The organism is Gluconacetobacter azotocaptans (assembly GCF_014174355.1).
GTDB lineage: Bacteria > Pseudomonadota > Alphaproteobacteria > Acetobacterales > Acetobacteraceae > Gluconacetobacter > Gluconacetobacter azotocaptans.
In genome coordinates, this window is sequence record NZ_JABEQF010000003.1 from 342,025 (window position 1) to 354,914 (window position 12,890).

Consider the following 12,890-nt stretch of genomic DNA (forward strand, 5'->3'; position numbering starts at 1 on the left):
TGCAGGCCCCGCCGGAAAGGCGGCGGCAGGCCTGATCAGTCGGCCTGCCATGTCTCCACCCATTTGTGCAGGGCTTCACCGACCTCGCGCAGGACGGGGGCGAAGCTCTTCTCGCGTGCGCGGAACACGCGCATGGTCGGATACCACGGCGAGCTGTCCCCTTCGTCGCCCCACCGCCAGCAGGCATCCCACCGGCTGACAAGCCACACCGGACGACCGATTGCACCGGCAAGATGAACCAGCGAGGTATCGACGGAAATAATCAGATCGAGGCTTCCCATGATGGCGGCGGTGTCGGCCATGTCCCGGATATCGCCCATCGGGTCGAACAGGGGCTGGCCCCGCCATGCCTCGATCTCGGCGCGCGGGGGGCCGAACTGGAGGTTCACCAGCGTGGCGTCGACAGGGCACAGGGCCGCGCCCATCTCGGCTGGCGTCGTGGACCGGCGTTTGTCGGCGGCGACATCCTCGGACATCACGCGCCGGCCTCCGGCCCACACCAGGCCGATCCGGGGCCGGCGGGCCGGCAGCATGGCGGCAAATCGCGCGATGTCGTCCGCATCGGCCCGGAGATAGGGAATGTGCGCAGGGATATCGCTTTCGGACATCACGCCGGCGATAAAAGGCAGGTCCGGAATGGGGGCGGCATAGCTGTAGCCGTCCTCCCGGCCGAATTCCGCGATCGACCTGACGGATACGTCTGGAAAAGACTGCGCCAGCAGGCGCACCAGGCCCGCAGGGACGGCGATCGTCACCTCCGCCCCCTGCTCCAGCAGATAGGGAACCGAGCGGATGAACTGGATCGTGTCTCCCAGACCCTGCTCCTGATAGAGGATGATTTTCTTTCCGGCCACGTCGTCGCCATGGCGCAGGCGCGGCAATGACAGGAACCACCACTCATGGTCAGTCCTCGGGGGGCGATCGACGTAGCGCGCGAATCCGTCCCGAAAATTCCCCGCCTTGAGCAGAGTAAGCGCGTACCCGAAGGCGATGGCTTGGTTATCCGGCGCCATCGTCAGCGCCCTTTCGTACCAGGGGAGCGCCTCGGCGGAGCGGCCGAGACGCTCGAGTGCGCACCCCATGTTGTTCAGAAGCGCGGCAGTCACTTCCCCGTCCGTGACCCAGTGGAAAAGAACCTGCAACGCTTCGAGGGGATATCCCGCATTGAGAAGCGACACCGAGATATATTCGCACAGGCTGGTGCGTTCCCCGGGGTGCCGGGCCATCATCTCGGAGAACAGCGCGATCCCTCCGGCGAGATCGCCACCTGCGATAAGGGTATAGGCAAGGAAGGACTGTGCCCGAATATCATGTGGTTCGCGAAGCAGAACGCTCCGCAGAAGCGTCGCCACGACGTCGTGTCGGGCCGTGTGCTTCGAGATCACGCCTGCTGCCGCCGTGGTCAGGGGCAGATCGTCCGGATGGCTGGACACGACTTCAAGTGCCAGGCGGAGGGCCTCAAGGTCCTGTCCTGTCGAGAACAGGGTGCTGCAGAGCTGAACGAGATTTTCCGGGGTCGGGGACCGCAGCACTGCGTCTTTCCCTGGCGGCACCGTTCCTGTTTTCTGCATTTAGGTATCAATCTGCATTATGAATGACTTTTCGACGGTTTGCGTCCAGGGCAACGCCCATCCTGTCGGCAGGCTGGATCAACCCGCCTTCCAGGTTTCCACCCACTTATGCAGGGCTTCACCGACCTCGCGCAGGACAGGGCCGAAGCTCTTCTCGCGTGCGCGGAACACGCGCGTGGCCGGGTACCATGGCGAGCTGTCGCCTTCGTCTCCCCACCGCCAGCAGGCATCCCAGCGGTTGACCAGCCACACCGGACGACCGATCGCGCCGGCAAGATGAACTGGCGAGGTATCGACGGAGATAATCAGGTCAAGGCTTTCCATGAGGGCGGCGGTGTCGGCCATGTCCCGGACATCGCCCATCGGGTCGAACAGGGGCTGGCCCTGCCACGCCTCGATCTCGGCGCGCGGGGGGCCGAACTGGAGGTTCACCAGCGTGGCGTCGACAGGGCACAGGGCCGCGCCCATCTCGGCCAGCGTCGTGGACCGGCGTTTGTCGGCGGCGACATGCTCGGACTTCACGCGCCGATCCCCGGCCCACACCAGGCCGATCCGGGGCCGGCGGGCCGGCAGCATGGCGGCAAATCGCGCGATGTCGTCCGCATCGGCCCGGAGATAGGGAATGCGCGCGGGGATATCGCTTTCGGACATCACGCCGGCGATAAAAGGCAGGTCCGGAATGGGGGCGGCATAGCTGTAGCCGTCCTCCTGGCCTAATTCCGCGATCGACCTGACGGATACGTCCGGAAAAGACTGCGCCAGCAGGCGCACCAGGCCCGCAGGGACAGCGATCGTCACCTCCGCCCCCTGCTCCAGCAGATAGGGAACCGAGCGGATGAACTGGATCGTGTCTCCCAGACCCTGCTCCTGATAGAGGATGATTTTCCTTCCGGCCACGTCGTCGCCATGGCGCAGGCGCGGCAACGACATGAACCAGCCTACCTGGCCATTGGTCATGGGGGCGCGGTCGACGTAGCGCGCGAATCCGTCCCGAAATTTTCCCGCCTTGAGCAGCGTAAGCGCGTAACTGAAGGCGATTTCCGGGTTATCCGGCGCCATCGTCAGCGCCCTTTCGTACCAGGGGAGCGCCTCGGCCGAACGGCCAAGGCGCACGAGCGCACATCCCATATTATTTAGGAGCCAGACGGTTATTTCTCCATCCTTGAGCCAGAGGTCAAGGATTTCCAATGCCTCGAGGGGGTATCCCGCGTTGAGAAGCGACGTCGAGATATATTCGCACAGGCTGGTGCGTTCCCCGGGGTGCCGGGCCATCATCTCGGAGAACAGCGCGATTCCTCCAGTGAGATCGTCGCCTGCGATAAGGGTATAGGCAAGGAAAGCCTGCATCGAAACAATATGCGGCACACGAAGCAGAACGCTCCGCAGAAGCGTCGCCACGATGTCGTGCCGGGCCGTGTGCTTCGAGATCACGCCTGCTGCCGCCGTGGTCAGGGGCAGATCGTCCGGATGGCTGGACACGACCTCAAGCGCCAGGCGGACGGCTGCAAGCTCCTGTCCTGTCGAGAACAGGGTGCTGCAGAGCTGAACGAGATTTTCCGGGGTCGGGGACCGCAGCACGGTATCTTTCCAAAGCGCGATGTTCATGAGCTGGCTTGCCTCATTTTCGCATGGAGACGCCGTTTCTGCTTTCTGCATATTCATTCCAATGGTTTTATGTCGCGCGGCCTGCCGGCGGCCCGCGTCCGTTACAGATCGGTACCCGCGCTTTCAGTGTGCATGAGATGCTTCAAGACTAATCGGTTGCCGCCGATGCGTCCATCCATCGCGCGTGGCGACGGGAGGTGCCGGCCGCTGTGCTGGCGGACGGGTCGGAATGTGCAACCGGCGTTGCACCCTCGAGAAAATTATGGTTATCGGGTTAATCGAACGTCGTTCGGTGTGGCCGGACGTCGTGCCTATGCCGTGGAATGGCGCAGGAAGAAGCGGAAGGAAACGGGCGTCACATGCTCGAAGCATTATCATCCTCGCAGGCGGCGTCAGCGCAAAGCGGGACGGATCTGCTCGGGCTGGCCGAGCGTCGGTTGAAATGGCTCGAATCCCGTGAGTCCGTGCTCGCCGGCAATGTCGCCAATGCGAATACGCCCGGTTATGTAGCGAAGGATGTTTCGCCATTCCACGGCGTCCTGCAGACGCAGATGACCATGACGCTTGCGCAGACCGAACCGGGCCATATGTCGGGGCAGGGGGGAGGCGTCCGGGCGGATCGGATCGGCGGCGCTCAGTCGCCCGACGGGAACGAAGTCTCGCTTGAAGACCAGCTTGAGAAGGTCGCTGACACCAACGACCAGCAGCGTCTGGCGACAACCGTATATAGCCGCTACATGTCAATGTTCTCGACCGCCCTCGGCGGAAATTCCTAGAGGCGGGAGTAAGATATGGATTTCTCGAGCACCATGGGTGTCTCCGCCGATGGGATGCGTGTGCAAGCGCAACGGCTGCGGGTCGCGGCGGAGAATCTAGCCAACAAGGACACTACGGGCACGACCCCCGGCGCGAATCCCTATCGGCGGAAAACGATCACGTTCAAGGAGGCCCTGGATCAGGAATCCGGCGCTTCCAGCGTGAAGGTCAAAGAGATCGGGCAGGATCAGACACCGTTCGAAACGCGGTACGACCCGTCACATCCGGCCGCGGACGCCCAAGGCTATGTCAAGATGCCGAACGTGAACTCGATGGTCGAGATCATGGACACGCATGAGGCCCAGCACTCATACGAGGCCAATCTCAACACCATGCAGATCACCCGCTCCATGCTGACACGTACCATCAACCTGATGAAGTAAGCGAGAGCGTGCGCTTTTCTTTTACCGCGTGGCACGGGCGCGCGCGGCACATTCGGTAACGACGGACTATTTTCGGCGAGGTGGTCCCGCGTCGTCCTGTACGCCACGCGCAGCCAAACCCCAAAATATGCAGCAGCAGACGCGGGCGGTCGCCATCCGTGGCCTCCTCGACAAAAAAATGCCCCCGACCGAAGTCGGAGGCACATTTTTCCGTGCTGTGAGCGCGGAGACGATTAGCCCTGGAACAGCGAGAGGATGTTCTGGGACTGGCCGTTCGCGATCGTCAGCGACTTGATCGCCAGCGACTGCTTGGTCTGCAGCGAGGTCAGCTGCGCGCTCTCGGCCGACATGTCGGCGTCCGTCAGCGCGCCGATGCCGGCGGTCAGGTTGTCCGAGACGCTTTGGCCGTACGAGGCCATGCTGGAGAGAAGGTTCGTGGCGGAGCCGAGTTGCGACGTGACGTTCGTCATCGCAACAATGGCCTTCTGCACCTGGGCGATCATCGTGCTGACGTCGCCGGTGCTCGCAGCGGCGGAGAAGCCGGCGCCGATGCCGCCGCTTCCATCCAGAAACACGTTCGAGGTCACCGTGGTGGCAGAGGCCGCCTGGCCGGATGTCAGGCCCAGTGCATCCGTCAAGGACGCGCCCGTCGTGCCCGTGACCGTCGCGCCACTCATGTCGCCGTTGATGGTGCTGTTGAAACCACTGACGGTTGCAAAATTGCCCTGCAGGCCCGTCACATAGTACAGGTTGTTCGACTGGATTGCGCTGCTGTCAGTGGTGCCGGCCAGCAGATTCACGCCGTTGGTCGTCGCGGTCTGGGCGATAGTGTCGATCTGCTGGAGATAGCCGTTGATCTGCTGGCTGATCTGGTTGAGGGAGTTCTGGTCGCCCGTGTTGCCGCCCACCGAGGTAACGGCCGCCTGGACGCTGTTCAGCAGAGTAATGATCTTGCTGGCGGCGGTATTCGTGGAGCTGACCACCTGGGACGCGAAGGACAGGCCGTCATTCACGGCGCCCTGGCCGGAGACGTTGCCCTGCATCTGCTGCGAGATGCCGAAGGCGGCCGCGTTGTCGGCGGCGGTCGAGACCTTCTTGCCGGTGGAGACGGCGTTTTCCGTCTGGCTCAGCTGGGTCTGAGTCGCGTTCAGGGTCTCGAGGGCGACCATCGCCGAGAGGTTGGTATTAACGGAAAGAGACACGGTGTTTGCTCCATATCGAGTCAGACCAGCGGGTAAGCCAGTGCAAGGCTCAGTAGAGCGGTAAATGGCTAAGAGAAGGTAAGGCGAGGGGCTTTTTTTGGATTTTCATCGAGAAAAAATGCCGGAAGACGCCGTGCCGGCGATCTGATCCGCCCTTTCCGCCCGCGCACCGCGCGCGCGGACCAAGATGGTTCTATTGCCGTCTGCAATCCCGGGATCATGATCCCCGTGGATCGGCACCAGGCCGTTTCAGGTCCGGATCAGTCCGCAAACAGCTTTTTTTTGAGCGTCTTCTTGTATGACCGGCTGCGGGTAATGGAGCTGGGCGCGGAAATGGTGACGCTGTCCGCGATTGCCGCCTCCTTGGCGGGGGTATCCGGCTTCAGGCGGTGCACGGACGCGCCGGCCCCATCTTTTTCCGTGTCGATCGCCACACTATTCGTGTCGACCTGAGAACCGGTGACGGAATCGGATGGGTCTGGTGCGCGCGCGGTCGTGTCGGCGGGCTCGGCTTTCACGTGTGACGGGGTGTGCGGTGACTCCGCATGGGGACCCGGATCCCTGACGTTCTCGGCTTTCTCGATCAGATTTTTAAGCTGGCTCTCCCGGGTGATGGCCTGGGTGACCAGCGCCTGGAGACGATCGGCCGAGGCATCGGCCTTGCCCGCCAGGCCGTCGAGTTCCGTCATCGCCATCTTGGCCTCCTCGATCATCCTGCTCAGCGGGCGTCCGCTGACCTCGCCGGCGATGCGCAGCTTCTCGACGGAGTCCTCGGCACTTTGTACGCTGCTTTCCAGTTTCTCGACGAAAGCGAGAAGGCTGGAACGGTCCCGCTTCAGGTTCGACAGGACCCGGCCGAGGTAGAAGCTGTAGATTATTCCCAAAAGCAGGAAGAACGACAGCATGACCTCAATGATCATCTGGATCTGTGTCAGCATCTGCTCAATGGTCTCCAGTCTGGTCCGGCTGCGCGGCTGCGGGCTGATAATGGAATGATCAGGCCTTGCTCTCGGGCCTGCCGGATGAGGGCGGGGTGGGAGCGTGCGCATCGTTGTGGTGCTGGCTGTCGGACGGAACCAGCCGCCGCTCGATCTTTACGGCCGCCTTGCCATGCAGTTTGCCGAGTCGCCCCTCGAACAGCGGGGTCTGGCCGCTCTGAAGCCTGACATGGATCGGCGTTCCACGCTGGTGGGGAAAGGTGATCCGCATGCCGGGCTGAAGGCCCAGAAGCTCGGAAAGGGCAACGGTCTTTTCCTCGAACACCGCGGAAACCTGCACGTCGGTTTCCAGAATCTCGGAAACCAGATGATCCTCCCATATCGAATCGCGGCCGAACCTTTCGCCCATGAACTGCTGGGACAACTGGTCGCGGACGGGCTCAAGCGTCGCATAGGGAATAACGAGGTCCAGATTGCCGTTCCGGTCCTCCATATCGATGTGAAGCTTGGCCGTCACCACCGCATTCGAGGCGCGTGCGATCGCGGCAAAGCGCGCGCTGATCTCAAGCCTCTCGAATGCAAGGGAAATGGTGGAAACGGGGCTGAAGGCGATCGAAAGATCATTGAGCGTCAGTGTGATGAGCTTCTCGATCAGCGACCTCTCGATGGCGGTGTGCGGGCGTCCCGCAACACCTGCGTGGCCGGATCCGCGCAGGCCGCCCATCAGGGTGTCGATGACCGAATAGGACAGCGAGGAATCGACCACGACGAGGCCGTAATTCTCCCATTGCACGGCCTTGAAGACCGCGAACAGGGATGATGACGGCACGGCATTCATGTAGTCGCCGAAGCGCATCGACCGGATGCTCTCGATCGTGATTTCGACATTGTCGTTCGTGAAACTGCGGAGCGTGGACGACAGGATCCTGACAAGCCGGTCGAACACGATCTCGAGCATGGGCAGGCGTTCGTACGCGACGAAACCGGCCTTGATGACCCGTTCCATGCCGCTTTCTTCCCGGACGGGAAAACCGGCGAAACTGTGCCCAAGAAGACTGTCGATCTCGGACTGGTCCAGCACATGGCCGCCCAGCACGTTGCTTCCCATCGACTCCGGGGCCTCTTTCTGCGCGGCGTGGGCGCTGGTCGCCTCATGCTGCGCCTCGGCGGCCGCCTCGTGGTGTTCGGCGCCTTCCGTCGTGTCGTTCTCATCCTGCATGTCGTCTGCCGCCCCGGTTCCCAACTGCGTGCCTTGTTCGGTGTTCCAGAAGCCTGCGATCTACTGGACGAGAAATTCGACGAAATACACGTTCGTCACCTGCAGAGGTAACAGAGTGATCCTCAGGCGGCGTGTTATGGCCTCGCGCAGCCGGTATATCCCGTCGCCGCGGATGTCCTGCGGCCGCGTCTCGTGCAGGTACGTCTGAAATATGTCCTGAATTTCAGGGACCGTGTTCTGCAGGGACGCTTCGTCATTCGCCCCCTGTATCTCGACCTTGGCGGTCAGTTTCACGTAGACCGGACGCCCGTCCCCGCTGTCGAGGTTGGAGACGATGGTCGGGATGCCCAGCATAATGGGCGGATGCAGAGCGGCCTGGGTTCTTTCGCTCGCGACCCGGAACAGCTTTGCCTTTTCCAGGACCGTCGCGCCACCTCCGACCAGGATGAGACCTGCGAGGCCGGCGACGATCAGCTTCCCCTTCGACTTCTTGCCATCAGCCTTGCGAGATGCTTCAATTCCGGCAGCCTCTGGCTCTTTCCCCCCTCCAAGCAGCGAGGTGCGGGCGCCGCCGGTTACAGTCTCGCTCATGTCTGGGTGGCTCCGGAATGGTTGGATAAAATATTTGTCGCTAGTTTAGCCACCGGATCATCCTGACTCAAGGCAAGGAGAGGATGGTTCGAAAGGCCGGCGTATTTCCGCGCCCCGGATCCGCCCTTGAACGGCAGGTCACGGACCCGAACAGGTACTGCAATAGCTGGCAAGCCTTCATAGGCTGGATTGCCGGAAACCATCCGTTTTTCATAAAATGAAAGTAATAAAGACAGAATTACGAAGCAATTCCGAGTCCCATATCGCCGTCGGCGCCGAAGGACATGCTTACCAGTATCCGCCGGTCACGTGTCGAGGCTGGTTTCCGCCGGGGTCGGCGTTGGGCGACCAGGCGCTCCAGTCCCACGCGGCGGTGTCACGCCTGTTCTCCGCCGCCATCGCCTGCATATCCGCCAGCAAAGGCGCTGGCTTCTTTCCTTTCTGCTGTCCGGTCGAGAATATTCTATAGGCCGCTTCCGACCCCATATAGACGCAGCCACAGCCGATCGGGTCGGCATAGAGATAGATAAATCCCGCCGGGGAGGGTCGGTACGTCAACTGCCCCGGCGGAAGCGTGTTCATCATGGCGTAGCGCGCGGTCGTGTCGGCCGGATGGGCGATGAAGCCTGCTTCCGACAAGGTCATGCCCTTGTCCAGGTAAGGTTTTGCCGGCGCGCATCCAACCAGACTTGCGCAGAGCAGCGTGGCCATGAACCGGGCCGCGTAACAATGCGGTCTTGCCGTCAGGCCTTGGGAACGCGCGTTTGGCACCATCGGACTGTCAGAGATTGGGGCTGTTGGCGCTGACGTTGTCAGTCAGGCACAGGGGTGGGAAGCTGGTGTAGGCCATCATCTCGGCGTAATGGCGGTTCATCAGGATGTCGATGGAATTCGCCGTAATGATGCGCCCCCCAAGGCAGGGGTGGGAGACGTTGACGGTTGTCAGTGGAAGGCAGCTCTTGATTAACTTCATGGCGCCGGCCGGCGAGACCGCATAGCCGCACAGGCCGAAGGCCTGGGTCAGCCTGAGCGGAACGGACGTTACATCCATGTCCCGGAACGTCTGGACGCCTTTCCGGACGGATTCTTCAGAGGTCACCGCAACGCATTGCGTGATTCCGGGCAGGAGTTCGAACTGAAGCGGGGTGTCCGAGTTGCTCCCCCACAGGATGATGTCCCAATCGCCTGGCAGGCTGGCGATGATCCGCGCGCTCTCCTGCTCGAAATTGCGGCAGAGAAAGGCGTCATCCTCAAAAATATGGGCCGGGACATTTCTCTGCGCGATATTTCCCCACAGTGCGACATGGGCAAGCCCCGACCCGATCGCCTCGCGTGTGAACTGGCACGCGTCCGCCACGAGGCCTTTTTCTTTCATCTCATTGACGTCGACCGTGCTGCCGTCGACGCCAGGCGAATGCACCAGTCCCGGAACGTGGGCATTGACCGCCAGGAACCTTTCGGCGCGTTCCGGAGTCTGCGCTGGGCTGATGAAGAATTTGTCCATGTCGGGTCCTGTTACGAGGGTATAAACGGTAGCGATGTGATCACGCGGGCGTCGGCTGCCTCGCGCGCCGTGGCGTTGATCGCGTCCGTGTCGGTATCTTTAGCCACCGTGCGCCTGCGGCCGTCAGCCCATGCGTGAATGGTCGGCGCATTCCGGTCAGGACAGAAGGCGCCGCATGTGCGACGCCCATGCGACGGGACCGGATGTCAGATGTCCAGCCGAAAAATCCTCGCAAGCGCGCGACCGTGGACATAGCGTAAAGAGATACGATAGCGCATGGCGAATGCAAAGCCCCGTCTGCCGGCCCGCCCGCACCCGTCTTGAGGACCCCGCCGCCCAGAGCCGTCAGATGTAACTTGCGAGCGTCATATCCTTCATGTCGGCAACCAGTATGTACGAGGCCTTGAGGCTTGTGCTGAGGTTGGACGACTGCGTGGCCACTTCGGCGATGTCGACGTTCCTGGAGTTCCCAAGCGCCGTCTTCAACATCGTCTCCATGTTCGACAGCAGGGTGGATCTGGACGTCAGCGCATTCTGCGTCACGCCGACCGACGTTTCCATGTCCGTAAGCTGGCTGATCGTGCTTTCGAGAGACGAATGCAGTTGGTTGACCAGATCCGAAAACCCGTTCGTCGAGGACGACATGCCGTTCATCGAGGAAACGATCATCATGTCGCGCATCAGGTCACGGATCGGGGACCCGGTCGAATTCGAGGTGGCGGACGTTCCCTGTGTCGCCACCGTGCCGATCACGGTTGCCGTATTGTCACCGGTGAGGACCGACTGCTGAAGCGCGGTTGCCGCACTCCCCGAAACCGACAGCGACGCCGAGAAGACCGAGACACTGTCCGTATTGTCAGCCGCGGCCGAGGTGGTCTTCGTCATGACGGACGCGGGGTCCTCGGAAGAACCGAGCGAACCGACGATGCCGGCGATCGTCGTGGCAAGGGTGCCGCTTGAGATCGACGTCGGATCTTTGAGCGGAGGCTCAGTCGAGGCCTGCCCGGCGAAGACGTACCCGACGCCGTTTGAGGTATTGAGCGTCGTTGCCAGTGCGGTCAGCGCATCCTGGGCCTGGGTTGTCGCGGCCGCGACCGTGGTGGGTGTTGTCGTTCCCCCGATGCTCAGCAGGCTTGTGGCCAGCGCCTGGGCTTGTGTCACGATCTGCTGCAGTGCAGTCGATGTGGCGCTCAGGTTGTTCTGCGCGCTCGAAACATTGGACTGCCAGGCCTGAACCTGCGTGATCTTCGGCGTAAGGCTGATGGCGGACGCCCGCGTCGAGCCAAGCCCTGCGTAGGTTTCCGAAAGCGTTCCCGCAGACTGCTGCCAGGACAGGGTCTGCTGGCTCAGCGTCATCTCCTTGATCCCTGCGGCAAGGATAAGGGCAGCGCCGGCGTTTCCATACTGGCCGATGGACGTGCTCATGACAGTCTCTTCCGCTCTTCTTAGTCGATCGCGTTAAGTAATGCGCTGAACATCGACTGCACGGCAGTCACCACCTTGGCGTTGGCCGCATAGGCGTTCTGCAGCGCGACGATATTGGACATTTCATTGTTCACGTCCACGCCCGAGACATTGGTGACCGTCGTCTGCAATGTCGTCTGTACCGAGGTGGCGGAGGTCAGGTCATCGCTGGCCTGGCCGATGGTCGCGCCCTGGTCCGAGGTCAGGGCCGTGGCCAGGGCAACCAGACCCTGGGTACCGGAATATCCGGTCGACAGGCTGCCGGTCGGGCCAAGGCCGGTCGAGGGAGCCGCCAGAGACCCATCAGACCCGCTCACGTCGTCCGAGGAGGTTCCGAACGCCGTGCTGAGGACCGCTGCAATGGTCGTCACATCGCCGTTTGTCGCAAGCGACGAAGGTGTGTTGACGTACGACGAACTGACGGTGAGCGTTGACGAAAGGCCAACGAGCCCAGCGGGTGTCGTTGCCGCCTTCGTCGTATCCGAGAGTGGAAGGGTCGCACTTGATAACGGCACCGCGCCGGTACCATCCGTAAACAGCGAAAGCCCCGCATTGCTGAACCGCGAGGCAAGCGTGTAGGAGAACGAATCCAGCTGCGCCTGCATTTTGGGATAGGTGACATCGCGCAGCGTGATGTTCGCTCCCAGCGTCCCGCCGGTCAGATGTGACGTAATGTCCTTGCCCGCAAGCGTGATCCCGGGGATCTGCGCGTTTGTATCTCCAGCCTTGTAGTACATCGCCGACGTGACGGCAGCGCCGGACGTGGACAACGGCCAGGTGCTGGTCGGCAGGGCAACCGTGCTGTCGCTCTGTCCGATCTGGTCGGGACGGGTCGGAAGTTCGGTTCCGTCCGCGGTGCGGACGACCATATCGCCGTTCGACGTCTCGGAAAACGTGACCGAGAGATCGGACGACAGGCTGGACATGACTTCCAGGCGCTGGTTCTCAAGGTCGGCCGTGTCCGAGCCAAGGGCCTTGAGATTCATGATCTGCTTGGAAAGCTGCCCGATCTGCGTCAGGCCCGAGTTGATGGAGGATACCGTCGAAACGGTGTTGTCTTCCGCCGCCTGGCGCTGGTCCGTATAGGCCGCGGCAAGGGTGTGAATGGTACTGGTCAGGGATTGCGCGGTCGAGATCACCAGCGACTGCGAGGCGCTTTGCAGCGGGGTCGCCGTCAGCGAGATCAGGGCGTTCTGCACATTGCCCAGTTCGTCGGAAAGCGTATCCGTGCTGCCGGAATCCGAGGACGTCGATCCCTGGATGGACGACAGCGGCGCGAGCGAGTTGCTCGTCGCGGTCAGGGACGCGACCTGGGCATTCTGGCTGTAGAGGGCCGTCTGCAGCGCCGTGTTCACGTTCAGCGACGTTTGGCCGATCTTGACGCCCGCGCCGACATGGCCCGCCATCGCCATTGTCACCGTGGCGTTCTCGCGCACATAGCCCGCCGTGCCCGCGTTCGAAACGTTTTCAGACGTGACGGCCAGCTGATACTCGATCGCGCTCAATCCGCTGGTAGCTATTGACAGCGATGATGTCAGACCCATCTCGTTTTCCCCGCGCAGTCTTGACTATGTATTCGCTCTGCAACAGCCACGAT

Annotated in this window: 13 protein-coding genes; 2 read left to right on the top strand and 11 right to left on the bottom strand. The window is 62.0% G+C overall.

Annotation, left to right across the window (positions count from 1 at the left end; genetic code table 11):
- Positions 1-35: 35 nt before the first annotated feature.
- Positions 36-1,532: a tetratricopeptide repeat protein gene (locus HLH34_RS05595; protein ID WP_264784492.1), complete on the bottom strand. Its 1,497-nt coding sequence runs from the start codon at positions 1,530-1,532 to the stop codon at positions 36-38.
- A gap of 117 nt (positions 1,533-1,649) precedes the next feature.
- A complete protein-coding gene (locus HLH34_RS05600; protein WP_244959669.1) occupies positions 1,650-3,176 on the bottom strand; it encodes a tetratricopeptide repeat protein in 1,527 nt (508 codons plus the stop codon).
- Between the two features lie 359 nt (positions 3,177-3,535).
- Here HLH34_RS05600 and HLH34_RS05605 point away from each other — a divergent pair, with 359 nt between their 5' ends.
- Positions 3,536-3,952 (top strand): flagellar basal body rod protein FlgB, encoded by a 417-nt coding sequence (locus tag HLH34_RS05605; protein WP_183118594.1) that lies wholly within the window; start codon positions 3,536-3,538, stop codon positions 3,950-3,952.
- A 15-nt stretch (positions 3,953-3,967) separates the two neighbouring features.
- The gene (flgC, locus tag HLH34_RS05610) at positions 3,968-4,375 is read left to right on the top strand and encodes a flagellar basal body rod protein FlgC (RefSeq protein ID WP_183118595.1); all 408 of its coding nucleotides are present in this window, start codon (positions 3,968-3,970) and stop codon (positions 4,373-4,375) included.
- Positions 4,376-4,608: 233 nt separating this feature from the next.
- On the opposite strand, the gene HLH34_RS05615 is transcribed toward flgC, so the two are convergent.
- The 9 genes from HLH34_RS05615 to flgK all read right to left on the bottom strand — a co-directional run bounded on the left by HLH34_RS05615 (position 4,609) and on the right by flgK (position 12,837).
- Positions 4,609-5,577 (bottom strand): flagellin, encoded by a 969-nt coding sequence (locus HLH34_RS05615; RefSeq protein ID WP_183118596.1) that lies wholly within the window; start codon positions 5,575-5,577, stop codon positions 4,609-4,611.
- Positions 5,578-5,837: 260 nt separating this feature from the next.
- Entirely contained in the window at positions 5,838-6,515 is a 678-nt protein-coding gene (locus tag HLH34_RS05620; RefSeq protein ID WP_183118597.1) for a DUF6468 domain-containing protein, read from the bottom strand.
- Positions 6,516-6,573: 58 nt separating this feature from the next.
- Entirely contained in the window at positions 6,574-7,734 is a 1,161-nt protein-coding gene (gene fliM, locus HLH34_RS05625; protein ID WP_183118598.1) for a flagellar motor switch protein FliM, read from the bottom strand.
- A 60-nt stretch (positions 7,735-7,794) separates the two neighbouring features.
- Positions 7,795-8,325 (bottom strand): flagellar basal body-associated FliL family protein, encoded by a 531-nt coding sequence (locus HLH34_RS05630; RefSeq protein WP_183118599.1) that lies wholly within the window; start codon positions 8,323-8,325, stop codon positions 7,795-7,797.
- Positions 8,322-8,528: a hypothetical protein gene (locus HLH34_RS19155; protein WP_220792042.1), complete on the bottom strand. Its 207-nt coding sequence runs from the start codon at positions 8,526-8,528 to the stop codon at positions 8,322-8,324. Before HLH34_RS19155 ends, HLH34_RS05630 begins: the two co-directional genes overlap by 4 nt.
- Before the next feature lie 85 nt (positions 8,529-8,613).
- Complete coding sequence (locus HLH34_RS05635; RefSeq protein ID WP_244959671.1) at positions 8,614-8,970, bottom strand: hypothetical protein; 357 nt, start codon at positions 8,968-8,970, stop codon at positions 8,614-8,616.
- Positions 8,971-9,106: 136 nt separating this feature from the next.
- A complete protein-coding gene (locus HLH34_RS05640; protein WP_183118601.1) occupies positions 9,107-9,829 on the bottom strand; it encodes a glycosyltransferase family 25 protein in 723 nt (240 codons plus the stop codon).
- Between the two features lie 345 nt (positions 9,830-10,174).
- Entirely contained in the window at positions 10,175-11,254 is a 1,080-nt protein-coding gene (locus tag HLH34_RS05645; RefSeq protein WP_183118602.1) for a flagellin, read from the bottom strand.
- Positions 11,255-11,274: 20 nt separating this feature from the next.
- Positions 11,275-12,837 (bottom strand): flagellar hook-associated protein FlgK, encoded by a 1,563-nt coding sequence (flgK, locus tag HLH34_RS05650; protein ID WP_183118603.1) that lies wholly within the window; start codon positions 12,835-12,837, stop codon positions 11,275-11,277.
- Between the last annotated feature and the right edge of the window lie 53 nt (positions 12,838-12,890).

Excerpts from the sequence above, each read along its gene's own strand:
- HLH34_RS05600 (WP_244959669.1), bottom strand. The coding sequence starts at position 3,176 with ATGAACATCGCGCTTTGGAAAGATACCGTGCTGCGGTCCCCGACCCCG.
- HLH34_RS05605 (WP_183118594.1), top strand. The coding sequence starts at position 3,536 with ATGCTCGAAGCATTATCATCCTCGCAGGCGGCGTCAGCGCAAAGCGGG.
- flgC (WP_183118595.1), top strand. The coding sequence starts at position 3,968 with ATGGATTTCTCGAGCACCATGGGTGTCTCCGCCGATGGGATGCGTGTG.
- HLH34_RS05620 (WP_183118597.1), bottom strand. The coding sequence starts at position 6,515 with ATGCTGACACAGATCCAGATGATCATTGAGGTCATGCTGTCGTTCTTC.
- fliM (WP_183118598.1), bottom strand. The coding sequence starts at position 7,734 with ATGCAGGATGAGAACGACACGACGGAAGGCGCCGAACACCACGAGGCG.
- HLH34_RS05630 (WP_183118599.1), bottom strand. The coding sequence starts at position 8,325 with ATGAGCGAGACTGTAACCGGCGGCGCCCGCACCTCGCTGCTTGGAGGG.
- HLH34_RS19155 (WP_220792042.1), bottom strand. The coding sequence starts at position 8,528 with ATGGTTTCCGGCAATCCAGCCTATGAAGGCTTGCCAGCTATTGCAGTA.
- HLH34_RS05635 (WP_244959671.1), bottom strand. The coding sequence starts at position 8,970 with ATGACCTTGTCGGAAGCAGGCTTCATCGCCCATCCGGCCGACACGACC.
- HLH34_RS05640 (WP_183118601.1), bottom strand. The coding sequence starts at position 9,829 with ATGGACAAATTCTTCATCAGCCCAGCGCAGACTCCGGAACGCGCCGAA.
- HLH34_RS05645 (WP_183118602.1), bottom strand. The coding sequence starts at position 11,254 with ATGAGCACGTCCATCGGCCAGTATGGAAACGCCGGCGCTGCCCTTATC.
- flgK (WP_183118603.1), bottom strand. The coding sequence starts at position 12,837 with ATGGGTCTGACATCATCGCTGTCAATAGCTACCAGCGGATTGAGCGCG.